We start from the raw sequence: 23,374 nt of genomic DNA, 5'->3' as shown, positions 1-23,374 counted from the left end.
CGGTGTCCTTTCCTACAGCGAACGCCCGACGATGATCAGCGCGTTGCCCACGCCGACCAGCGCCTCGCCCACGATGAGTCCCGCCGCGATCGGGATTCCGGTGTTCTCCACCCATGCACGGCCGTAGCGCTCTTCCACACCCATCCGCACGAAGTTCCCGATGGTGTAGGTGAGCACGATGTTGAAGGGCATGTAGAAACCCAGGCCGATCATCACGCCGATTCCGCCCAGTCCACTGAAGGCCAGGGTCGCACCCAGGATCGCGCCGGCCCCGTAGCGGAAGGCCGGCACGTCGCCGCCGGCGATGCCTTCCATCACACTCGCGAGAGCCGCACCCTGCGGTGCGGGGAGCTGCTCGCTGCCCATGCCGTAGGCACCGTGCAGCACCAGCACCAGACCCATGATGAGGATCGGTCCGAGCCAGGTGCCCAGGAACTGCGCCGCCTGCTGCTTGGCCGGCGCCGCGCCCACCAGGTAGCCCGACTTCAGGTCGAGCATCATGTCGCCCGCCTGGGCGATCGCCACGCAGATCGCCACGCCCACGATCATGGCCGCGATCATCATCTGTGTGTCGGCCATGCCGGTGGCGATCACCATGAGGATGGTGACCGCGATCAACGTCATTCCCGACAAGGGACTCCAGTTGGTCCGGCCCAGGCACTCCGAGACGATCACACCGGCGACCCAGATCCACAGACACCCGAGCACGCCCATGCCCAGCGCCCGCAGCAGGGTCATGCCCTCGGCCGAGACGAAGGCCAACACGACCAGAGCGACGAGCCCGGCACCGATCGCCACGTACAGGACCTTGATCGGCAACTCGTCGGCCGCGGCGGCCCCGCCGGCCTTCTGCGACTTGCGCATCGAGTCGATCGCGCTGCGGATCAAGGGGAAGGCCGCCACGATCCCCCCGACGGCGGCCCCGATCAGGATGCCGATGCCCGTGGGACGGAACAGTTCGAGCCGGAAGGCACTGGCGCCGCCGTCGATCACCGACTGGATCGACTCGGGCCCGCTGGTCTGTCCGAACACCAACAGCAACGGACCGAGCAGCCAGTAGCACATGAAGCCGCCCAGGCCGAACACCAACCCACCGCGGCCCGACAGGAAGCCCACGCCCACCGTGAGCAGTGACAGGTAGAACACGAGGTTCGCCATGTCGGGCGCGCCGACCATCTCACCCAGGAGGAAGTTCTCACCCTGGACGTGCGGCACCACTTCGGCGAACTCCAGGACCAGGAAGTGCACGAAGCCCGAGACGAGCGCTCCACCGATCAGCAGCATCGCCTTGCGCATGCCCGCGCCCGGTGACTTGAGGATGGTGGCGACCGCGATCCCGCCCGGATAGGCCAGACGGTTGAAGTCGATCATCTGCTTTCGCAGCGGGATCACGAAGGCCAGCCCCACGACGCCGCCCACGATGGCCGACAGCACCAGGACCACGCGACTGAAGTCGGTGATCCCCGGATAGGCACCCGTCTCGCCCAGGATGAACATGGCCGGGACCGTGAACATGAGCCCCGCCGAGGCTCCGTTCACCGCCGAGGCCACCGTCTGGTTGATGTTGTTCTCGATGATGCTCGTGCGCCGCAGCGCGCCGCGCAGGATCGCCCAGCCCAGGATCGCGGCCAGCTCCGAGCCTTCGATGCTGAAACCGAGCTTGAGCGCGGCGTAGCCGATCGAGATCGCGATCAGGGCTCCGAGCACGTAGCCGACCAGGATGGCGGGCCAGGTCAGCTCGGGGTAGGGTCCGCGCCGGACCGGGCCGTGCGGAGAGGTGTCGACCGATGCCATGGGAACTCCAGGAAGCGCAGGTGGCCGCGCGCCGGACCGCGCGGTCGGAAGGCGAAAGACGCCGGAGTCTACCCCGAGCCTTCGGAGGTCGACAAGGACGAGACATTCGGAATCGACCCCCGTCCGGCCCTCTCCACCGGGCCGTCTGGCGCACCGGCCGCGAGTCGTGGTAGCGTCCCGACGTCGGCGTCGCCGGTGCCGCGGGGTCGACCCACCGAAAGGACAGTGCCATGCGAACTGTGATCCTCCTGCCCGGCGCCCTTCTCCTGCTCTTGGTTACCAGCCCCGAAGCGATCGCCTGCACCTGCGGCGATCCGCTCGATCCCGAGCCCGCCTTCGACTCCTCCGACGCCGTGTTCGAGGCCACCGTGCAGGCCGTGCGGGTGGCCGGCACCGAGCGCGAGGTCGACCTGATCGTGACGCGCTCGTGGAAGGGCGTGCAGACCCGCAGCGTGGTGGTCTGGACCTTCGCCAGCGAGGCGCTGTGTGGGTACCCCTTCCAGATCGGCGTGGCGTATCTGGTGTACGCGGCCGACACTTCGGGGCGTGGCGGTGAATCCCGGTGGTCGACCAGCGTCTGCCGCCGGACGCGGCCGATGACCGAGGCGGCCGAGGACCTCGCCTTCCTCAGTGGGCGGACGATCGTGGACGTCGACGGGGAGAGCTGGGGTGTGGTGAAGGCGCGGTTCTAGCCTCGACCGGTGCCGCCGTCCGCGGGTGGATCGATCCCGCCGCGGGTCCCGGTACGTTCGCGGAGCACGTCCATCGATGCCGAAGACGGGTGGGTCCATCCGGGTGCGCACGAACGACACCTCCCTGTGGGCGACCGCACGCCGACACGGGCCCGCGATCGCCGTGTTCCTGGTGGCGACACTCTGTGTCGTCGCCTTCCTGACCGAGCATCCGGTCCGGGAGACGGCCGGCGACGAGCCCACGTATTTCCGTCTGGCCGTCGCCTCGGAGCCGCTCGACCCGTCCCTGCCCACGCTCCTGCCCGGGAACATGCCCCTGTACTGGTGGCCGCCGCTCACCTTCGCCCTCTACGGGATGATGGTGACGCCCGCGGACCTCGCCCCCTCCGCGCCGCGACTGCCCCACGACCGCCACGGAATGGAGTTGGCCACACCCGAGAGCTTCGTGCGACGGGTCAGCCTCGCCAACGCCGTCGGCATGCTGGTCAGCGGTCTGCTGGTCTACCTGATCGCTCTGCAACTGGGTCTCTCGCCACCGGCAGCGACCGTCGCCCTCGCTGCCACCACGCTCAATCCCCGCCTGCTCTTCTACGTGCAGACCTTGTGGCCCGAATGGTTGCACGCGGTCGTGTTGCTCTCGGCCATGGCCCTGTTGGTGCGATTCGCGCGAGACGAAGGGGTGGCATGGCTGGCTCTCGCGTCGGCCCTGCTCGGTGTCGCCGCATTGATCAAGGGGGTGACGCCGGGATTCATGGTGGTGCTGATCCCGGCGCTGCTCGTGCTGTGTCGCGGGAACGATCGATTGCGCCTGGTGAGCATCGCGGCGGCCGCCGTGGTTCCCTTCGCCCTGGTCACCGGTCCCCAGTTGCTCCGCAATCACCACGAGCACGGCGCGTTCGTCCTCTCCACGAACACGTGGATCAACGTCGAGGCAGGGATTCTGCCTCCCCCCCAGGCACGGAACCCGGAACTCGAGAGCGTGTTCGATCTGTATCGGCGATCCGCTGCCGATCCGATCACACGCGAGAGACTCTCACGCGAGCGTGTGGTCGAACATCTGACCGAGGCATCCCCCCTCGGCACGTTGAAGCGGATCGCACGCAACTACTGGTTCTCGATACGCCACTCGTTCTTCGGTGGGAGCGTTGCCGGAGATCGGTGGGAAGGATCACAGGGCCTGACGTGGATGGTGCCGCTCGTGCCCGTTCTCTCGGCGTTGCTCTTCGTGGTGGGGATCGCGGGAATCGTGCTCTCGTGGCGATCGCACCGGGCCCACGTCGTCCTCGCACTGTTCCTGGTCTACTACGTCCTGGCGCTGGGCATCGTGGGCTTCAATCCACGCTTCTTCGTCCAGGCTGCGCCCCTGCTGGGGATCATGGCAGCGTTCGCGCTGGATCAGGCGGGGTCGGCCCTGCGCTCGAAGGTGCGGGACACGAGCTCGCGGTGAAGTCCGTCGCAGAGTTCGCGGACCGCCGGATCCAGGTCGGGAGCCGGTTCCTTGCGCACCGAGCGGGCATGCACGTGCCGCGTGGCGCGGGGCGTGGCTTCGAGACCCGCCCAGGCGAGGACGTCCTCGACGGCGGGCCGCCCCGCCTGGACGAGATCCTCGTAGGCCTGCAGCCGGAAGCGAGGGTGTTCGTCGAGACGCTGTTCGAGCACGATGCGATTGCGCGTCCACCAACGGAGGCAGGCGAGATCGAACTCGCTCAGGTCCGGCCGGTGGACTTCCCCCAGAATGTCGAGGCTCTGGCTCGAGATTTCCCGCCGCAGGCCTTCTCCGCCCGACCTGCCCTCGAGGATCCGCCGCAGATTCACGTTGGGATCGGCGAAGCGACGCAGGGTCGAGTTGGCGACGTCGGTGTAGTGTCGCAGCATCCAGAGCACGCGACTCTCGGGAAAGTGTGCGAGCAGCTCCCCGGCTCGGTGGCTGTCCATCAACGGCTTGAAGCAGACCAGTCGGGCCCGGCTGCGCGCGACCAGGCGATCGAGTGTCTCCAGGTCGCGCAGGCAGTAACTCCGGAACGCCGGCGAGTCGACCAGCTCGTGGAAGACTTCGGTGTCGGGATGGATCTGCAGGACCCGCATCATCATGGTGGTTCCCGACCGCTGCTGACCACAGACGAAGAGGCAGCGGGAGTCGTCAGCAGGACGTCGGAGACGTCGCACGACCTTCGCCCACCGAGCACGGCGTTCGTCCCACTCCTCGGCGTTGCGGGGCCATCGGAATCGCACGGTTGCTCCGGGGACTCGAGGATCGAGCCACGATCATAGCGCAGGAGCTCCGCTGCGGCCAACACGGGGCGTTGCGTCGACACGGAACACTTCGTGCCATCTATACCGACTGCGAGCGCATCCTGCTCCGGTCGCTGATCACCGGATCGAGTCGTGCCGCATCGTTTCCTCGAGAGGCAGTCCCATGACGCAACCTACACGATCCACTTCCGGGCTGGCTGCGATTCTGGCATCGATCCTCGTACTGACTTCGCAAAGTGCGTGTTCGACCCGTCCCGAATCACCCGAGAAGGGCGTCGTTCCCGCGCCCCAGACCCCGACCACCGAGCCCGCAGGCTTCCAGTATCCGACGCAGGCCTACCACGACCGGACCGACAACATCCGGGATCCGGAGTTCGTGAGCCTCCATGTCGACGAGATCTCCAGCTTCGACGTCGTCATCCTCGGACTGAAGAAGGTGTTCACTCCGGAAGGAGCGGACTTCGTGGCGCAGCTCCGGTCGCGCAATCCCGACATCATCGTTCTCGGCGTCCAGCAGGTGCTCGGACGCCATGATGCATGGAACCGCGCCGACCTCCGCCCGGAATACCCGATGGCCGCCGAGATGTACGACCTGCTCAGCCCCCACCTCCTCTACCAGATGAGCGGCGAACCAGCCATGATGTGGGAGACGAATCAGATGATCGACCCCACCGATGGCTCCGGGGATCTCGACCGCGATCTCCTGCGCGAGTACGTCGACATCATCGCTCGCCATGCACAGGACTATCCGACGGCGATCGACGGTATCATGCACGACTACATGTCGCCGTCGCCGTGGCTCTATCCCGACGGTTCCGTCGAGGGAACGACCGCGGACGTGGACCTCGACGGCGACGGGATCGGATCCACCGAGGACGACGACGACCGTCGACTCTGGACCGCGTGGCAGAAGGAACTCATGCGGGAGTTCCAGGACCGTTTCGGAGAGGGGTTCATCAACGTCGCCAACGGTGCCCTGGGCATCCGCGACGAGGAAGCGGCGTCGTTGATGGCGGGAATCCTCTATCAGCACTTCCCCCGCACGCCCTGGGGCTACACCGATCTCGAGGGCCTGGAGATGGCGTTCGACCACGCCCAGGACCGACTGACGCCGCGGCGAGGACGTGTGTGGAGCATTCTCGACGCCGAGACGGGCCGCCGCGCCGGTGACGTGGAGTTCCGCCGTGTGGCCAGCCTCCTCACCGGCCTGCCCTATGTCTGGCGTCTCGGCCAGTGGCGCGAGTTCTTCGGGCGCGAGGATCTCGACATGGACCTGGGCGCCCCGATCGGTGAGGCGACGCGGGAACGGCTGGAGAACGGCGGTGTCCGCTACGAGCGGGTGTTCGAGAACGGAATCGCCGCCGCGGAATTCGACGAAGCCGGCATCCAGCAGGGGCTCACCGTCCAGAGTCGGTGAACCGGCCCCGGAAGTCCCGGGAGGTCGATCCGCGCGTTCAGATCCTCCACGCACCCCGCTTCGGCGCGGGCCGTCGCAGTCCCGGCTCCTCGAGTTCGCCGTCGATCCACACCCGCACGTCGCGCAGCAACCGACGTGCGGTGTGGTAGCCGTGTCCGGCCAGGCCGTCCGCCTCGAAGGCCCACGGCGCACAGTCGACCTGCTGGATCTTCTGGTGCAGCTCACCGGGGTGCGATGCTCCGCCCGCACCGAGACGCTCGGGATTCGCCTTGGTCGCGTCGGAGATCCGCAGCGCGGTGTCGCGCTCGTTGAAGTAGACGTGGACGCGGTCGCAGGTGTCGGGCAGCGCGGCCAGGGGATGGCCGTCACGGAAGACGGTGTCGTCGACGTCGGCGGCCACCATGAAGATCTGATCGAACAGACGCGGCAGGCGCGTACCGGGCGAGTACATCGAGACACGCTCGATCGCGTTCTGCAGGACGAAGTTGCCCATGGAATGGCACAGCAGGTCGATGCCGCGCTCGCAGCGGTCGTCGCCGGGCAGGGTCATCAGGTAGTCGCGCACCTTCAGCATGGCGCGGCCGAGCGCGTAGCCCGACGCCGAGGCGTCGACACGATCACTGCGGTAGCTGATCCACGGGGTCTTGCGACCGTCCGACGGCCAGGTGAAGAGCACGACGGCGGGATCGGGACGCGTGGAGTCGGCCTTGACGTCGGGCGCGGCCAAGCGCTCCTGCAGGGTGAGCGCGTCGGCCACGGCGTCGCGGAAGCTCGTGTCGTAGCCGTGGACGTAGACGACCACGTCGCGGCCGGCGGTCATGGCCGTGCGCAGTTCCTCGAACAACGCGATCGAGCCGTAGACGACCTCGGCGCCGGCCTCGAACTCGGTGCCGACGTCGTCGAGGATCGACTCCTCGAACACCTTCAGGCGTGCGCGGGCGATCTTGCGGCCGAAGGCGTCGCGCAATGCGTCGGCCGGGTCCTCGGCGTCGGCGTCGACGCGGAACCGCTTCAGCGTCGTGGCCGGGACGTCGACGGTGATGCGGCCGAAGCGCAGATCCTCGGCGTCGCCGTCGCCGAAGCGGGTCCCGAACCCGGTGATGCGCTTCCCGCGCCCCTTCGGCGCGCGGTTCGTGACGAAGTGGACGGTACGCTTCGGCATGCACGGACTCCTGACACACGGATCACCGGTTCTCGACGTGCGGCCCCACCTCGGGCTCGACCTCGGTGATGATCCGCGCGCCGCGCCGGAAGCTCAAGTAGTTCCACGCCCACTGCAGGATCACGAACACGCGGTTGCGGAATCCGATCAGGAAGAACACGTGGATCACCAGCCAGGCCAGCCACGCGAAGAAGCCGGAAAAGCGGAATTTCTTCATGTCGGCCACCGCGCGGGCGCGGCCGATGGTCGCCAGCGTGCCCCGATCGACGTAGCGGAAGGGCGCGCGCTCGCGGCCCTCGACGCCGGCGACGATCTGACGTGCGGCGTGCTTGCCCCCCTGGATCGCCGCCGGCGCGAGCCCGGGGACGGGTTCGCCGTCGACCTCGATCGCGGCCAGGTCGCCGGCCACGAACACCTCCGGGTGACCGGGCAGCGACAGGTCGGGTTCGACGCGCACACGACCGGCCTTGTCGGTCTCCACGCCGAGTCGACCCCCGAGTTCGGAGGCCTTCACCCCCGCCGCCCACAGCACGGTCCGCGCGTCGATGCGCGTTCCGTCGCTCAGCCTGACCCCGCGCTCGTCGACCTCGGTCACCAGGTTGCCCAGGATCACCTCCACCCCAAGATCCTCGAGCTGGTGCTTCGCGCTCTCCTTCAGGTCTTCGGGGTAGGCGTTGAGGACCGAGTCGAGTCCCTCGACCAGCACCACGCGCGCCGTCGACGGATCGATGTGGTCGAACTCGCGGGCGAGGGCGTGCACGGCGATCTCGACCATCGCACCGGCCAGCTCCACACCGGTGGGCCCCGCCCCCACCACCACGAAGGTCAGCTCCTCCTCGGCGTGCTCGCGATCGCGCTCGGCGCGTTCGAAGGCGGCGAGCACCCGGCGGCGGATCAGCAGCGCGTCCTCCACCGACTTCAGCCCCGGCGCCGTGTCCTGCCACTGGTCGTTGCCGAAGTAGGAGTGCGTCGCGCCGGTGGCGACCACCAGGTGGTCGTAGGGAACGCGCTGGCCGTCGTCGAGCACCACGGCCTTCGCCTGCAGGTCGATCGACTCGGCCTCGGCCCACAGGATGCTGCGCACGTTCTCCTGCTTGCGGAAGATTCCGCGGATGGGCTGGGCGATGTCCGCCGGATTGAGCGCAGCCGTCGCCACCTGGTAGAGCAGCGGCTGGAAAAGATGGAAATTGCGCTTGTCGATGATCGTCACGTCCACCGGCGCGGACTTCAGCGCCTTGGCGGCGTTGAGTCCGGCGAAGCCGGCACCGAGGATCACCACACGCGGTCGGTCGGACATGGTGGATTCCGTTCGGGGGAAAGAGGATCACTCGTTGGCGGCGCGCCGCGGCTCCTCCACGACCCGCGGTCGCGACGGCCGTGCCCGGGCCGGGCGACCGACCATGGTCGTGCCCGCGGGCACGTCGTCGATCACGGTGGCCGCGGCACCGATCCGGGCCCGGGCGCCGATCGTGACCGGACCGAGGATCACCGCGTTGCCGCCCACCATCACGCCCGGCTCCAGCGTCGGGTGTCGCTTCACGGCCGCGCGGGCCACGCCGCCCAGCGTCACGCCCTGGTACAGCGTGCAGTCGTCGCCGATCTCGGCGGTCTCGCCGATCACCACGCCGCCACCGTGGTCGATCACCACGCGACGGCCCACGCGGGCGCCGGGGTGGATCTCCACCCCGGTCAGCATCCGCGTGAGGTGCGCGCCCAGGCGTGCGGACACGCGCAGGGCGTGTCCGATCGCACCCAGGCCCCGGGCGCACAGGGCCTCGCCGGCCACGTACACCGGATACCACACGCGATGCGCCCACAGCGCGTGCATGCCCGGCATGCACACTACGGCCTCGACCCAGGTGCGCGCGGCCGGGTCGCGTTCGCGGATCGCCCGCAGGTCCTCCGTCATGCGGTCCAGCCACCGTCTCACGACCGCGCCTCCACCGGGTCGGCCTCGTCGGAGTCCTCGGCCGGCCACAACGGCGTGGACAGGTAGCGCTCGCCCGTGTCGCAGAGGATCGTGACGATCCACTTGTCCTTCATGTCGTCGCGCCGGGCGACCTCGCGCGCGGCGAAGACGTTCGCACCGCCGCTGATGCCGGTGAGGATCCCTTCGGTCCTCGCCAGCTCGCGCGCGGCGGCGAAGGCGTCGTCGGTCGACACGCGGATCACTTCGTCGATCCCTTCGCGGTCGAGGATCCCTGGCACGAAGCCCGCGCCGATCCCCTGGATCTTGTGCGGGCCGGGATCGCCGCCCGACAGGACGGGCGAGTCCTCCGGCTCGACCGCGATGGCGACGAAGTCGTCGCGCCGTTCGCGGATCACCTGCCCGACCCCGGTGATCGTGCCGCCGGTGCCCACACCGGCCACCAGTGCATCGACACGACCGCCGGTGTCCTCCCAGATCTCTTCGGCCGTGGTGCGCCGATGGACGTCCGGATTCGCGGCGTTCTCGAACTGCTGCAGCAGCACCGCGTCGGGGTTCCGTTCGAGCAGCTCGTGCGCGCGGGCCACGGCGCCGTTCATGCCGAGCGGACCGGGCGTGAGGTGCAGCTCCGCACCGAGGGCGCGCAACAGCCGGCGGCGTTCCACGCTCATGGTGTCGGGCATGGTGAGCACGAGACGGTAGCCGCGCGCCGCGGCCACGAAGGCCAGGGCGATCCCGGTGTTGCCGCTCGTCGGCTCGACGATGGTTCCCCCGGGACCCAGGCGGCCGTCGTGTTCGGCAGCGTCGACCATCGCCACGGCGATGCGGTCCTTCACGCTCGACAGGGGGTTGCAGAACTCGGCCTTGCCCAGGACGCGACCGGGCAGGTCGGCGGCGAAACGGTCGAGGGCGACGAGCGGCGTGCGGCCCACGGCCGCGGTGACGTCGGATGCAATACGGGTCATGGTGACCTCCGGTCCGGGCCCCGGTGGGGCGCGTTCACGTTCACGGGGGACGAAGGCGGCGGCGACCGCGGGCCGTGTCGTGTCGGAGATCGTTCTCCACGCGCGGCGGCGTGGAATCCGGAGACGACGAAGCCCGCGGCGGCGGCCGCGGGCTCTCGGTGCGTCGGGAGTCGGGCTCGGATCAGTGTCCGAGTCGCCGTTCCACCCCGCACGGGCCCGCGACCGCGGCGTGACACACGCAACGGCAACAGGCGCAACGGGGGGCGGAGTGGTGATCCATGGCTCGACTCCGAAGGGGGGCTCGATGCGTTCACGGTAGGACCTGCGACGCGGATCGGCAAGCCTCGACCACGACCGTCCGACGCATCTCAACCCAGGGCGTCGACCGCGCGTCGCAGGGTCTCGAGCAGAGGAGACGGCCAGGCTCCGAACCACACCACGATGGCCACCAGGGCCACGAGCGCGATGCGCGTGGGCCACGCGACGGCGGCGACGCCCACCGACGGCGTTTCTTCCGAACGCGCGAACAACGCGACGACCACTCGCAGGTAGTAGAACAGTCCGATCACGCTGGTCGCGACCAGCAGCAGGGCGAGCGTCCACCGCGTGGCGCCGACCGCGGAGTCGAGCGCGAACACCTTGCCGGTGAAACCCGCCGTGAGTGGCATCCCGGCCAGCGAGAGCATGACGATCAGCAGACCGGTGCCCACCCAGGGACGTCGCCACAACAGGCCGCGGCACCGATCGACGGGGGTTCCCGCGCTCCCGTCCCCGATCACCCCGACCAACCCGAACGCGGCGAGGATCGTGACCACGTAGGTGACCACGTACACGGTTCCCGCACGGGCGGCCTCGTCGCCGCTGCCGAGCAGCGCGACCGTGAGATACCCCAGGTGGGCGATCGAGGAGTACGCGAGCAGACGCTCCAGGCGGTCCTGCCGCAGCGCCAGCAGGTTGCCGGAGAGCATCGAGGCCGCGGCGAGCACCCCCAGCGTCACCGTCATCGCGACCGGCGCCCCGTCCGTCCCGGCCCCCATCAGTCGCAGCAGGGCCAACGCCACGCCCCCCTTCGACACGCTGGCCACCAACGCCGCCACGGGCGCCGGCGCCCCCTCGTAGACATCGGGCGTCCATAGGTGGAAGGGCACCAGGGCGAGCTTGAAGCCGAGCCCGGTGAGCAACATCGCCAATCCCGCGGCGGGCAGGGTCATGGTCCCCTCCGCAGTCGCCAGGGTCTGAACCACGCCGGGCAGATCGAGACGTCCGCCCGCCGCGTACAGCAGGGCCACGCCGAACAGCAGGAACGCCGACGACGCTCCGGCCAGGATCAGGTACTTCAACGCGGCCTCGAGCCCGGCGTCGCGGCGCCGCGCATAGGCGATCAGCCCGTACAACGCCACCCCCAGCACCTCGATCCCCAGGAAGATCGTCACGAGGTGACGCGCCACGGCCAGGACGGCCGCACCGGTGGTCGCGAGCAGCACGAGCGAAAGGTACTCCTCGGCGGGCTCGTCGACGGATCGCAGCCACGAGACCGACATCGCCACCACGGCCAGTCCCCCGAACGTCAGCAGCGCGATCCCGGCGAGCCCCAGGGGATCGACCCGCAGCAGCGGCGTCACCGTGCGCGGCGCCAGCTCCAGCGCGGCCGGGATCGTCGCCAGGGACACCACCGGACCGAGAGCGGCCAGACCCAGCGCCACTCCGCGGTGGCGTCGGACGGCCGCGAGCACCAGCAACAGCACCGCGGTCACGGCCAGGACCACGAGCGGCGAGACGGCGACGAGATCGTTGCGATCCATGGTCTCCTCCCGACCGGTCGGACCGGTCGTGTGCGACCCCGCCGCCGATCAGCGAACGAGGCCGTCGAGGAAGGGCGCGACCCCCTCCAGCACCGGCATCGGATACAGACCCAACCACACCAGACCCACGGCCATCACCGCGAGCACGGTCACCTCGCGTGCGTCGAGATCCGCCACGGGAGCGGGCAGGGACTCGGGGCCGTGGAACACGCGCTGCAGCACGCGCAGCGAGTAGAGCGTGGCCATGACCAGTCCGCTGACCGCGATCGCCGTCAGGACCACCGAACTGCGGAAGCTCCCGGCGAGCACCAGGAACTCGGCCACGAAGTTCCCCAGGCCGGGAAGACCCAACGAGGCCATCACGAAGAGCAGGCTCCACCCGGCCAGGCGCGGCGCCCGTGCCTGCAGTCCGGCCACACGATCGATCGCACGCGTGTGCAGTCGCTCCTGCAACTGCCCGACGACCGCGAACAGCGCTCCCGTGCTCAGGCCGTGGCAGATCATCTGCAGGACCGCCCCGCGCAACCCCCAGACGTCACCGCTGAAGATCCCGAGCAGCACGAAGCCCAGGTGGCTGACACTGGTGTAGGCCACCAGCCGCTTCAGGTCGGTCTGACCGAAGGCGAGCACGGCTCCGTACAGGATGCCCACCACGCCCAGGGTCATCAGCGCGGGAGCCAGGGTCTCCACCGCGCCGGGGAAGAGGGGCAGGACGAAGCGCAGCATGCCGTACGCACCCGTCTTCAACAGCAGTCCGGCCAGGACCAGACTGCCGGCGGTGGGCGCCTCGGTGTGCGCGTCGGGCAACCAGGTGTGCAGGGGCACCGCCGGCAGCTTGACCGCGAAGGCCACCACGAAGCCCAGGGCGATCCACACCTCGGTGGCTCCCATTGGCGTGCCCACCAGGGCGAAGAGATCGAAGCTGCGCGCGGCTCCGGTCGCCACGTGTGCCTGGACGAGCGACAGGATCGCCACCAGCAACAGCAGTCCACCCGCCTGCGTGAACAGGAAGAACTTCACCGCGGCCGCGATCCGCCGTTCGTGACCCCAGAGACCGATCAGGAAGACCATGGGGATCAGCATCAGCTCCCAGAACACGTAGAACAGCAGCAGGTCCAGGGCCACGAACACGCCCACGATCCCCGCCAGGGTGGCCGTCAGGTGGAAGTGGAACAGACCCACGCGCTCTTCGATCTCGCGCCACGAGACGAGCACACCGAGCGCGCCGAGCACGAGCGTCAGCACCACCAGCCAGAGCGACAGGCCGTCGATCCCGAACTGCAGACTCGCGCCGATCTGGGGGATCCAGTCCCACTGCGCGTGCGCGATCCACGGGCCACCCACCGGAGCGGTCCTCACCGGAGCGTCGACGCGCCCGAAGAGCGTGAGTGCCAACGCGAGGTCCGCGAGCACGGTCACGAGTGCGACCCAGCGCGCCGCCACGGGCCGGCGTCGGCCCGCGAGCCAGGCCAGCGTGCCCCCCACGAGGGGGATCAGGACGAGGGCGGGAAGGATCACGGCGCACCTCCCAGCAGCATCAGCACGAGGGCTCCGACGACCAGGCCGGCCGCGTACCACCGCACCCGGCCGGTCTGGCTGCGTCGCAGCACACGGTGCAGGGCCGACACGCCCGCCCCCGTCCCCGTGAAGGCGAGGTCGATCCACTCCGCGCGCAGGGCGCGCACCGAACCGCGCCAGGGACGCACGAAGGTCACGTGGTAGAGGTCGTCGAAGCGCCAGCCGTCGGACCAGAACGCCTCGAGGCCTGTGGGGAGGCCCCACGAGCCGGTCGCGCGCCGCTCACGGAAGCGGGCCACGCCGAGCGCGATCCCCGCCAGCGAGGCCACCGACGCGGCCACCACCAGCCCGATCTCGGCCAGCTGGGACAGGTGGCTCTGGTGGGCGGCGCCCAGGCTGGGCGCGAGGTAGCGACCGAAGAGGCCGACACCGCCGAGCACGTGCGGCGTCTGCAGGAAGCCGGTCACCACCGCGCCGACGGCCAGCACGACCAGGGGCACGCGCATCGACACCGGCGTCCTCCCCTCGATCTCGGTCTGCCGATCACCGAAGAACACCAGGACGATCAGCCGCGTCACGTAGGCCGCCGTGAGCAGGGCGCCCAACAGGCCGGCCGTCCACAGCCACGGCCCCGCACCGGGCTGCTCGAAGGCGGCGGTCAGGATCGCTTCCTTGCTGTAGAAGCCGGCCGTCACCAGCGGCACGCCGGCCAGCGCCGCTCCCCCCACCACGAAGGTCCAGAAGGTCACCGGCAGGCGACGCCACAGTCCGCCCATCCGCGTGACGTCGTGCTCGTGGTGCAGGCGCAGGATCACGACGCCGGCGGCGAGGAAGAGCAGGGCCTTGAAGAAGGCGTGGGTGACCAGGTGGAACACGGCGCCGGTCCAGGCGCCCACCCCGAGGGCCAGGAACATGTATCCGAGTTGCGAGATCGTCGACCACGCGAGCACGCGCTTGAGGTCGCGCTGGACCATCGCACTGCAGGCGGCCAGCAGCAGGGTCGCCACGCCGATCACCGCCACCACACTCTGCACAACCGGAGCCAGTTCGAGCAGGACGTGGAGCCGCGCCAGCAGGAACACCCCGGCGGTGACCATGGTCGCCGCGTGGATCAGCGCCGAGACCGGTGTCGGCCCGGCCATGGCGTCCGGCAACCACACCTGCAAGGGAAGCTGCGCACTCTTGCCGACCGCTCCGGCCAGCAACAGCGCGGCCACCGCGATCGGCACCGCGCCCTGCGCCGTCCACTCCACCGGCGCGCGCTGCACGATGGTCGGAAGGTGAAGGGTGTTCAGCTCGGCGGCGATCAGGAACAGGCCCAGCGCCATGGCCGCGTCGCCGATCCGGGTCACCACGAAGGCCTTGCGCGCGGCGGCCACGGTGTCGGGATCGGTGTACCAGAAGCCGATCAGCAGGAAGCTGCACAGACCGACTCCCTCCCACCCCAGGTACAGCAGCAAGAGGTCATCGGCGGTGACCAGCACCAGCATCGACGCCACGAACAGGTTCATGCTGGCGAAGAAGCGGGCGTAGCCGCGATCGCCGGCCATGAAGGCCGTCGAGTAGACGTGGATCGCCAGGCCGACCCAGCCCACGACCAGGCTCAGGACCGCGGCGAGGGGGTCGAGACGCAACCCGATCTCGGTGACCAGCCCGGGCGCTTCGATCCACGTCCACAGACGGGCGACCACGCCACCGCCGGCGTGCGCGTGCGCCGCGAGGACGGTCGCCAGGACCGCCGCGCCTCCCACGCTGCCCACGCCGCAGGCCGAGACGACCCGTGCCGGAAGCCGGTCGCCGAGCAGGGCCAGCACGACCGCCGAGACCAGGGGGAGCGCGATGACGAGCGTCAACAGGACGTCCATGGCTCAACCCCGCAGTCGATCGGCGCGATCGGCGTCGACCGATCCGAAACGATCGGCAAGGCGCAACACCAGCGCGAGTCCGACCGCGACCTCGGCCGCGGCCATGGCCAGCACGAAGAGAAAGACGACCTGACCGTCGGGCTGCCCCCAGCGCGCGCCGGCCGCCACGAGGGCGATGCCTGCGGCGTTCAGCATGAACTCGACGGACAGCAGCATGAAGACCACGTTGCGACGCACGAGCAGACCGACGAGCCCCACCGCGAAGAGCAGCGCCGCGACGAAGAGGGCCGACGACAACGGCACGGCGCTCACGACTCCTCCTCCTCGCTCTCGCGCCGCGGTCGGCGGCGGCCCAGGTGCCAGGCACCGATCAGACCGGCCAGCAACAACAGCGACGCCAGCTCGACGCCGATCAGATAGGGCCCGACCAGGGTGCGCGCGACCTCGCGTGGGCCCACGGCCTCGGCCACCCCGGTCGCCTGCCGCTGCGACACCCACAGGGCGACGGCGAGCAGGAGGACCAGCGTGCCGGGCGCCACCCAGCGCGCGTCGGGACCGAAGGTGTCGTCGCGCCCCAGGCTGAGCAGCATGACGACGAACACGAAGACCACGAGGATCGCTCCCGCGTAGACGATCACCTCGAGCGCGGCCACGTAGGGAGCACCCAGCGCGACGAACACCACCGCCACCGACAGGATCGACGCGACCGCCCACAGCAGGGCGTGCACGGCACTGCGCCGGGTCAGCGCGATCGCCGCTGCACACACCGACACCGCGCCGGCGAGCCAGAACAGGATCTGCATGCGGGCACCTCCTAGGGCATCAGGTCGCGGACGTCGACGGGCGGTCGCTCGCGCTCGGCCTCGCCCTTGGCCTTCCCCTCGATCTCCACGCCGGCCACCTTCCAGAAGTGGTAACCGGGATACTTGCCCTGACCGTCGATGGTCAGGTCGTCCTTCTCGTAGACCAGCTCCTGGCGATCGTACTCGGCCATCTCGAAGTCCGGTGTCAGCTGGATGGCGTAGGTCGGGCACGCTTCCTCGCAGTAGCCGCAGAAGATGCAGCGCGAGAAGTTGATCCGGAAGAAGTCGGGCAGCCGTCGGCCGTCGTCGCGCTCGCGCGCCTGCAACGAGATGCAGTCGACGGGGCACGCCACCGCGCACAGGTAGCAGGCCACGCAACGCTCCTCGCCGTCGGGGTCGCGCGACAGGATGATCCGCCCGCGCCAGCGCGGCGGCAGGGCCGGCAACTCCTCGGGGTAGAGCACCGTCTCCCGACGGCGGAAGGCGTGCAGGAACACGCGCCAGGTCGTCCGGAGCAGACTCAACATCGCAGATCCTCCCTCGGGACGTTCACGTCACCACCACCAGTCCGGTCACGACGAGGTTCAGCAGGGCCAGGGGAAGCACGACCTTCCATCCGAATCCCATGAGCTGGTCGAAACGCGGCCGCGGCAGCGACGCACGCATGAGCACGAAGAAGGCGATGAAGACGCTGGTCTTGAGCAGGAACCAGAGCAGCGGAGGCAACCAGGGACCGTGCCACCCGCCGAAGAAGAGCACCGTGATCAACGAGGACACGAGCACGATGCCCAGGTACTCACCCACGAAGAACATGCCGAACTTCATGCCCGAGTACTCGGCGTGGTAACCGGCGACGAGTTCGCTCTCGGCCTCGGGCAGGTCGAAGGGAAGACGGTGGGTCTCGGCCAGTCCCGCCACGAGGAACACCAGGAATCCCGCGAACTGCGGAACCACGAACCACAGGTCGCTCTGTGCGGCCACGATGTCGCGCAGCGAGAACGAGCCCGTCAGCACCACCGTGCCCATCAGCGACAGGCCCATGAAGACCTCGTAGCTCAGCACCTGGGCCGACGACCGCAGTGCCCCGAGCAGCGAGTAACCGCTGTTCGAAGCCCAACCGCCGAGCACCACGCTCCAGGCGGCCAGGGCCGACATGCCCAGGAAGAACAGCAGACCGACGTCGAGGTCGACCACGCCCACCGACGGCGAGAAGGGCACCACGGCGAAGGTGAGCAGCACCGCGCCGATCACGATCCCCGGCGCCAGGACGAAGACGACCTTGTCGGCGAAGGGCGGGATCCAGTCCTCCTTGAAGAAGATCTTGATCATGTCGGCGGGCACCTGCAGGAGCCCGAAGGGTCCGGCGCGGTTCGGCCCGTGACGGTCCTGCCACAGGGCCAGCAGCCGTCGTTCGACGTAGATCAGCCCGGCGGCCACGATCAGGACGGCCACCAGCACGCCCACGATGTTCAGCAGGAGCGCCAGCCAGTTCACGAGCCCTCACCTCCCGGGCCGATGCGCAGGCGCGCGGGCCAGGCGGCCGGTGGCGGAAGGTCCGGCGCGTGCACCGGCAGGGCGACGGTTCCGGTCGGCAACGTGGGATCGATCCGCGCCCGCAGCGTGGAACGCGCACCATCGATCCCGAACTCGACCTCGGTCCCCTCTTCGATCCCGCGGCGCTCGGCATCGGACGAGGCCAGGTCCAGGGTCGGGACGTCGGCACGGTCCTCGATCGGCGCGGACCCGGCACTGAGCTCCTCCGAGCCGAACAGGCGCCAACGACGCAACACGATGAGTCCCGCGGTCGAGTCCTCGTCGTTCGAGGCGTCGGGAATCCGGATCGGGTCGGGCGTGCCGCCGTCGTCGGGGCGCAGGATCCGACGGCCGGTCTCACCGCCGCGCAGCGGTCCACCGACCTCCTCCTGGAAGCGATTGAGCGCCTGCACCGAGTTCCATCCCGGCGACCAGACCTCGGGGGTGGCGGCGGCCGGAGCGTCGGGGGCGAAGCCCTCCATGCTGAAGCTCCGGGGCGCGTCCGGGTCCGCCGGGGGCGGGAACTCGCGCACGTCGCGATCGGCGGCGAGCGCCGTGCGTCCGCTGTAGCGGTGCAGGGCCCGTGGGACGCGCTCGTCGGCCGGGACCGGCGCACCCAGGTCGTGCAGTTCCTCCGCGTGCGGAAGGTCTCCGGCGGCCTCGAGGACGTCGTCGACGGCGGTGAAGTCGAGGTCGCCGCGGCCGAGTCCGCGGCCGACGTCGGCGAACCAGCGCCAGCTCGCGCGGGTCGTTCCGGCGGGCGGGAACACCTGGACGAAGCGCTGGGCCCGCCCTTCGCTCGACACGAAGGTCCCCGTGCTCTCGGCCCAGGTGGCGGCGGGCAACACCACGTCGGCGCGCAGGCCTGTGCCGTGGGCGGTGTGATCGACCACCACGAGGTGGTCGAGTCCTTCGAGCGCACGCCGCAACCGATCCGCCGGGACATGACGACCCAGATCGCTCTCGAGCACGATCAGGGTGCCGACCTCGCCGGCCTCCATCGAGTCGAGCAGAGCAGCCAGCGGCTTCGCGCCGGTCAGGGCCAGTCCGACGGAGTCGGCCTCGGGCTGGACGAGGGACAGACCCGCGGGCCGTTCGTGGCGACGCCCCAGCGCGTAGGCGATGCGCGCCGCTGCTTCCTGGACCGCCGGCTCGGCGCAGGACGCACCCGACACCACGACGGGGTTCTCGGCCGCGACCAGGTCGTCGGCGATCGTCCCGACGAGACTCCGCTCGTCGTCCGTGAGACCGTCGACCGCGGGTTCGTCGTCGTCGAGCGCATGGGCCACCGCGAAGCCCAATCGCGCCAGCTGCAGCGGGGGCGCGTGGCGGGCGGTGGTCGCGATCGCGTCGAGTTCGTTGCCGAAGGGGGTCAGCTGATGGAAGGGACCGTGCCGGTCCTGCATCTGCTCGCGCAGCGCGGCGTCGTGCCAGACCGGGATGCCGCTGGCGATCGCCTCCTCGCGCGGACGTCGCTCGGCCGCGCGCCGGAGCGACAGTGCCGACAACGGTGCCGTGTTCACGAGATCCTCACCCAGCACGAGCACCGCGTCGGCCTCGCGTTGATCGGCCAGCGATGCGGCACGGACCGGTCCCCGCAGGAGTTCGACCGCTCGGCGGGCGCAGGCGTGCAACACGTCCTCGGTCCCGGCGTGGAAGCGTTCCCCGCCGACCAGCCGGCGCAGGGCGAGGTTGGACTCGAGCGAGGCGCGTGCGCTGCCGATGCCGGCGACCGGACGGTCGCCGTCCAGGAAGCCGGCCACACGCCGGACGGCGTCGGCCGGGTCGAGTCGCTGGGCGGGTGTGTCCTCGCCTCGCGGCGCGAGGGCTTCCCGGACGCGACGATCGGAATCGACGAAGCCGTACCCGTAGCGTCCGCGATCGCACAGGAAGTAGCCGTTGACGTCGTGGTGGTAGCGGTTGCGGATCCTCCGCAGTTCCCCGTGCCGCTCTCCGGGCGTGACGTTGCACCCGAGACTGCAGTGCGGACACACCGACGGTGCCGTGCGCAGGTCCCACTTGCGCGTGTAGTGGGAGGCCAGCGGCTTGTCGGTGAACACGCCCGTCGGACACACCTCGACCAGGTTGCCGCTGAACACGCTCTCGAGGGTGCCGTCGTCGTGGCGCCCGAAGTACACGTGGTCGTGCGCGGCCAGGGCCTGCAGATCGGTTCCCCCGGCCAGGTCCTGATAGAACCGCACGCACCGGTAGCACTGGATGCAGCGGTTCATCTCGTGGCGGATCAGCGGACCGAGGTCCTGGTTCGCGTAGGTGCGCTTCGCGAAGCGATGACGACGCACCGAATGGCCCGTCATCACCGTCATGTCCTGCAGGTGGCACTCGCCTCCCTCGTCGCACACGGGACAGTCGTGGGGATGGTTCACCATGAGCCATTCGACCACGTGGGCCCGGAAGCGACGCGCTTCGTCGTCGTCGATCGACACGTACATGTCGTCCTCGACCCCGGTCATGCAGGCCATGACGATCCGGCCCTGCGTGTCGTCCTCGTCGCGGAACTGCTTCACGGCGCACTGACGGCACGCACCGACGCTGTCCATCGCCGGGTGCCAGCAGAAGTACGGCAGGTCGTATCCCAGCGACAGGCACACCTCGAGCAGGTTGCGTCCGTCGCCCTCGACCTCGTGGACTCGCCCGTCGACGTGGATCCGCACCGTCAGGCCTCCTTCCAGGGGCAGCGTTGCTCGTCGACGTGCCGACGGAAGTCGTCGCCGAAGTACTGCAACGCACTCTTCAGGGGTTCGGCCGCGCCCGGCGCGAGCGCGCAGAAGGTGTTGCCCGGCCCGAGGAAATCGCAGTGGGTCGACAGGAGTTCGAGATCGTCGGCGTGGCCGTGGCCCTCCTCGAGGGCGCCGAGGAGGTCGCGGACCCAGGCCAGGCCCTCGCGACAGGGCGTGCACCATCCACACGACTCCTGGGCGAAGAAGGTCTCGAGGTTGTGGACCATCCCCACCGGGCAGGTGCGGTCGTCGAGCACGATCATCGTGCCCGTGCCCAGACGGCTGCCCGCCTCCTGGACGGGGCCGAAGTCGAGCGGCAGGTCGAGGTGTTCGTCGACGAGGAAGTCGGTCGACCCGCCCCCGGGCAGGAGGCCGCGGAAGCGGTAGCCCTCGCGCATGCCGCCGGCGTGTTCCTCGAGCACCTCGCGGATCGGGGTCCCCAGGGGCAATTCCCACAGACCCGGGCGGCGGACCCTTCCGCTGGCCCCGAAGAGCTTCGTTCCTCCGCTCTCGGCCCGCGACAGACCCTGGTACCACTCGGCGCCGTTGCGCACGATGTGCGGCACGTTGCACAGGGTCTCGACGTTGTTCACGACGGTCGGCTTGCCCCACAGGCCCGACTGCTGCGGATAGGGCGGCTTGGACCGCGGCACCGCGCGCCCTCCCTCGAGGGCGTTCAGCAGTCCGGTCTCCTCGCCGCTCATGTAGCGGCCCGCGCTCACGTGCACGTGGATGTCGAGATCGAACCCGGATCCCTGGAGGTCCTCGCCCAGCCAGCCCGCTTCGCGGGCCTCGGCCAGGGCCTCGCGCAGACGCCGTTCGCACTTGCGGTAGGCCCAGCGCAGGAACACGTAGCCCACCTCGGCGCCAATGGCGCGGGCCGCGACGATCATGCCCTCGATCAACTGGTGGGGATCGCCTTCGATCAGGAGTCGGTCCTTGAAGGTCCCCGGCTCCATCTCGTCGGCGTTGCAGACCAGGTACCGTGGCCGGGGTGCGTCGTCGCCCGTCGGCACGAAGCTCCACTTGAGGCCCGTGTTGAAGCCCGCCCCACCGCGACCCTTGAGGCCGGCCTCCTGCACCAGTTCGGTCACCGCCGACGGCTCCATCTCGGTGAGCGCGCGCCGTGCCGCCTCGTAGCCGCCCGCCCGGCGGTACTCGTCGAAACCGACGGGGCGGCCGTCGTCGTGCATGCGTCCGGTGAGGGGCCGTTCCACGATCAGTCGTACCTCTCCAGGATGCGGGGGACGTCGTCGGGGACCAGGTCGTGGTGCAGGTCGTCGTCGACCATCATCGCCGGGGCGTGGTCGCAGTCGCCGAGGCACTGGATCGGCAGCAGGGTGAAGCGGCCGTCGTCGGTCGTCGCGCCCGGTGCGATGCCGAGCTCACGGTGGATCGCCGCCTGGATCTCCGGGTAGCGCAGCATCCAGCACGTGACGCTGGTGCACAGGTGGATGACGTGGCGGCCCACGGGACGGCGATGCACCAGGTTGTAGAACGTGGCCACGCTGTCGACGGCGTCGGGGCTCATGCCCAGGAATGCGGCCACGTCGGCCACCGCGCTGTCGTCGACCCAGCCGCGATGACGCTGCACCGCGCGGAGGGCCTCCACGCACCCGCTCTCGCGTCGCGGCATGATCCGCAGTTCGGCCTCGATCTCCTTGCGCTCGGCTTCGCTCAGCATGCATCCCCCTCTCAGCGATCCACGTCGGCCAGCACGAAGTCGATGCTCCCGAGCACGGCCAACAGGTCGGGCACCATGAGCCCGCGCGTGATCTCGGGGAGCATCTGCATGTGCGGGAACGACGGCGTCCGGATCCGGCAGCGGTAGGCGTGGTCGTCGCCCTCGCTCACGAGCCAGTAGCCGTTCAGTCCCTTCGAGGCCTCGACCATGGCGTGGGCCTCCGAGCGCGGGATCACCGGGCCCCAGCTCACCGACAGGAAGTGATGGATGAGCGTCTCGATGTCGTGCATCGTCCGCTCCTTCGCCGGCGGTGTGGTCAGGCGGTGGTCGGCCTTGATCGGACCGGGCGGCATCTCCGCCACGCACTGACGCAGGATGCGCAGGCTCTGCCGCATCTCCTCGATCCGCACCTCGGCCCGCGCGTAGTTGTCGCCGGCGGTCGCGGTGGGCACGTCGAACTCGAACTGCTCGTAACCACTGTAGGGACGTTTCTTGCGCAGGTCCCACTCCAGGCCGGTCGCGCGCAGTCCCGGTCCCGTGACTCCCCACTCGATGGCCTCCTCGGTCGTGTAGGCGCCCACGCCCACGTTCCGCGCGCGGAAGATCCGGTTGCCCATGACCATCGAGTCGTACTCGCGCAGGCGTACCTCGAGGGTGTCGACGAAGGTGGTGACCATCCCGTCCCACCCCTCGGGCAGGTCCTGGGCGACACCGCCGATACGGAACCAGTTGGGATGCATGCGGTCGCCGCAGATCGCCTCGACGATCCGCAGGGCCTGCTCGCGGTCGGTGAACATGTAGAACACGGGCGACAGGGCCCCGACGTCCTGCGCGAAGGTGCCGTACCAGACCAGGTGACTGCACAGACGAAAGATCTCGCACAGCATCACGCGGATCGTTTGCGCGCGGCTCGGCACCTCGATGCCGGCCATCTGCTCGACGGCCAACAGGTAGGGCAGGTTGTTCATGACCCCGCCCAGATAGTCGATGCGATCGGTGTAGGGGATGTAGGTGTGCCAGGTCTGACGCTCGGCCATCTTCTCGGCCCCACGGTGGTGGAAGCCGATGTCGGGGACGGCGTCGACGATCTCCTCGCCGTCGAGCAGGAGCACCACGCGCAGCACGCCGTGCGTGCCGGGGTGCTGAGGACCCACGTTGAGGAACAGGAGTTCGGTGTCCTCGCGGTCGGGCAGGCCCCAGGCTGCCGGGTCGAAGCGCAGG

20 protein-coding genes are annotated in these 23,374 nt (G+C 69.6%); 3 read left to right on the top strand and 17 right to left on the bottom strand.

Annotation, left to right across the window (positions count from 1 at the left end):
- Nucleotides 1-12: 12 nt before the first annotated feature.
- A complete protein-coding gene (locus tag VKA86_08090) occupies nt 13-1,794 on the bottom strand; it encodes an OPT/YSL family transporter (GenBank protein ID HKK71164.1) in 1,782 nt (593 codons plus the stop codon).
- Between the two features lie 230 nt (nt 1,795-2,024).
- Here VKA86_08090 and VKA86_08085 point away from each other — a divergent pair, with 230 nt between their 5' ends.
- Both VKA86_08085 and VKA86_08080 read left to right on the top strand, forming a co-directional pair.
- Complete coding sequence (locus tag VKA86_08085; GenBank protein ID HKK71163.1) at nt 2,025-2,486, top strand: hypothetical protein; 462 nt, start codon at nt 2,025-2,027, stop codon at nt 2,484-2,486.
- Nucleotides 2,487-2,562: 76 nt separating this feature from the next.
- The gene (locus VKA86_08080) at nt 2,563-3,933 is read left to right on the top strand and encodes a hypothetical protein (GenBank protein ID HKK71162.1); all 1,371 of its coding nucleotides are present in this window, start codon (nt 2,563-2,565) and stop codon (nt 3,931-3,933) included.
- Here the strand turns inward: VKA86_08080 and VKA86_08075 are convergent.
- Complete coding sequence (locus VKA86_08075; protein HKK71161.1) at nt 3,882-4,652, bottom strand: sulfotransferase; 771 nt, start codon at nt 4,650-4,652, stop codon at nt 3,882-3,884. The genes VKA86_08080 and VKA86_08075 overlap by 52 nt on opposite strands.
- 463 nt (nt 4,653-5,115) lie before the next feature.
- Here VKA86_08075 and VKA86_08070 point away from each other — a divergent pair, with 463 nt between their 5' ends.
- Nucleotides 5,116-6,156 (top strand): hypothetical protein, encoded by a 1,041-nt coding sequence (locus VKA86_08070; GenBank protein ID HKK71160.1) that lies wholly within the window; start codon nt 5,116-5,118, stop codon nt 6,154-6,156.
- A 37-nt stretch (nt 6,157-6,193) separates the two neighbouring features.
- Here the strand turns inward: VKA86_08070 and VKA86_08065 are convergent, their stop codons facing one another.
- The 15 genes from VKA86_08065 to nuoD all read right to left on the bottom strand — a co-directional run.
- A complete protein-coding gene (locus VKA86_08065) occupies nt 6,194-7,318 on the bottom strand; it encodes an alpha/beta hydrolase (GenBank protein HKK71159.1) in 1,125 nt (374 codons plus the stop codon).
- Between the two features lie 22 nt (nt 7,319-7,340).
- A complete protein-coding gene (locus VKA86_08060) occupies nt 7,341-8,615 on the bottom strand; it encodes an NAD(P)/FAD-dependent oxidoreductase (protein ID HKK71158.1) in 1,275 nt (424 codons plus the stop codon).
- Nucleotides 8,616-8,642: 27 nt separating this feature from the next.
- Entirely contained in the window at nt 8,643-9,248 is a 606-nt protein-coding gene (gene epsC, locus VKA86_08055) for a serine O-acetyltransferase EpsC (protein HKK71157.1), read from the bottom strand.
- Complete coding sequence (cysK, locus tag VKA86_08050; protein ID HKK71156.1) at nt 9,245-10,210, bottom strand: cysteine synthase A; 966 nt, start codon at nt 10,208-10,210, stop codon at nt 9,245-9,247. Before cysK ends, epsC begins: the two co-directional genes overlap by 4 nt.
- A 368-nt stretch (nt 10,211-10,578) precedes the next feature.
- Nucleotides 10,579-12,012 (bottom strand): NADH-quinone oxidoreductase subunit N, encoded by a 1,434-nt coding sequence (locus tag VKA86_08045; GenBank protein HKK71155.1) that lies wholly within the window; start codon nt 12,010-12,012, stop codon nt 10,579-10,581.
- 48 nt (nt 12,013-12,060) lie between these two features.
- Entirely contained in the window at nt 12,061-13,530 is a 1,470-nt protein-coding gene (locus VKA86_08040) for an NADH-quinone oxidoreductase subunit M (GenBank protein HKK71154.1), read from the bottom strand.
- Nucleotides 13,527-15,395: an NADH-quinone oxidoreductase subunit L gene (nuoL, locus tag VKA86_08035; protein ID HKK71153.1), complete on the bottom strand. Its 1,869-nt coding sequence runs from the start codon at nt 15,393-15,395 to the stop codon at nt 13,527-13,529. Before nuoL ends, VKA86_08040 begins: the two co-directional genes overlap by 4 nt.
- Nucleotides 15,396-15,398: 3 nt before the next feature.
- On the bottom strand, nt 15,399-15,707 hold the full coding sequence (gene nuoK / locus VKA86_08030; protein ID HKK71152.1) for an NADH-quinone oxidoreductase subunit NuoK: 309 nt from the start codon (nt 15,705-15,707) through the stop codon (nt 15,399-15,401).
- On the bottom strand, nt 15,704-16,198 hold the full coding sequence (locus tag VKA86_08025) for an NADH-quinone oxidoreductase subunit J (protein HKK71151.1): 495 nt from the start codon (nt 16,196-16,198) through the stop codon (nt 15,704-15,706). The genes nuoK and VKA86_08025 overlap by 4 nt, the downstream gene beginning before the upstream one ends.
- A gap of 11 nt (nt 16,199-16,209) precedes the next feature.
- A complete protein-coding gene (nuoI, locus tag VKA86_08020) occupies nt 16,210-16,725 on the bottom strand; it encodes an NADH-quinone oxidoreductase subunit NuoI (GenBank protein ID HKK71150.1) in 516 nt (171 codons plus the stop codon).
- Between the two features lie 22 nt (nt 16,726-16,747).
- Complete coding sequence (gene nuoH / locus VKA86_08015; protein ID HKK71149.1) at nt 16,748-17,692, bottom strand: NADH-quinone oxidoreductase subunit NuoH; 945 nt, start codon at nt 17,690-17,692, stop codon at nt 16,748-16,750.
- On the bottom strand, nt 17,689-20,403 hold the full coding sequence (nuoG, locus tag VKA86_08010; protein ID HKK71148.1) for an NADH-quinone oxidoreductase subunit NuoG: 2,715 nt from the start codon (nt 20,401-20,403) through the stop codon (nt 17,689-17,691). Before nuoG ends, nuoH begins: the two co-directional genes overlap by 4 nt.
- 2 nt (nt 20,404-20,405) lie before the next feature.
- Complete coding sequence (locus VKA86_08005) at nt 20,406-21,662, bottom strand: NADH-ubiquinone oxidoreductase-F iron-sulfur binding region domain-containing protein (GenBank protein HKK71147.1); 1,257 nt, start codon at nt 21,660-21,662, stop codon at nt 20,406-20,408.
- 26 nt (nt 21,663-21,688) lie between these two features.
- The gene (gene nuoE, locus VKA86_08000; GenBank protein HKK71146.1) at nt 21,689-22,153 is read right to left on the bottom strand and encodes an NADH-quinone oxidoreductase subunit NuoE; all 465 of its coding nucleotides are present in this window, start codon (nt 22,151-22,153) and stop codon (nt 21,689-21,691) included.
- Between the two features lie 11 nt (nt 22,154-22,164).
- Nucleotides 22,165-23,374 (bottom strand): NADH dehydrogenase (quinone) subunit D (gene nuoD, locus VKA86_07995; protein HKK71145.1); only part of this gene is annotated, 1,210 nt, incomplete at its 5' end.

The sequence above is a fragment of the Candidatus Krumholzibacteriia bacterium genome (assembly GCA_035268685.1).
GTDB lineage: Bacteria > Krumholzibacteriota > Krumholzibacteriia > JAJRXK01 > JAJRXK01 > JAJRXK01.
The sequence above is the reverse complement of the archived record's forward strand: the minus strand, read 5'-3'. Positions and strand labels throughout refer to the sequence as shown.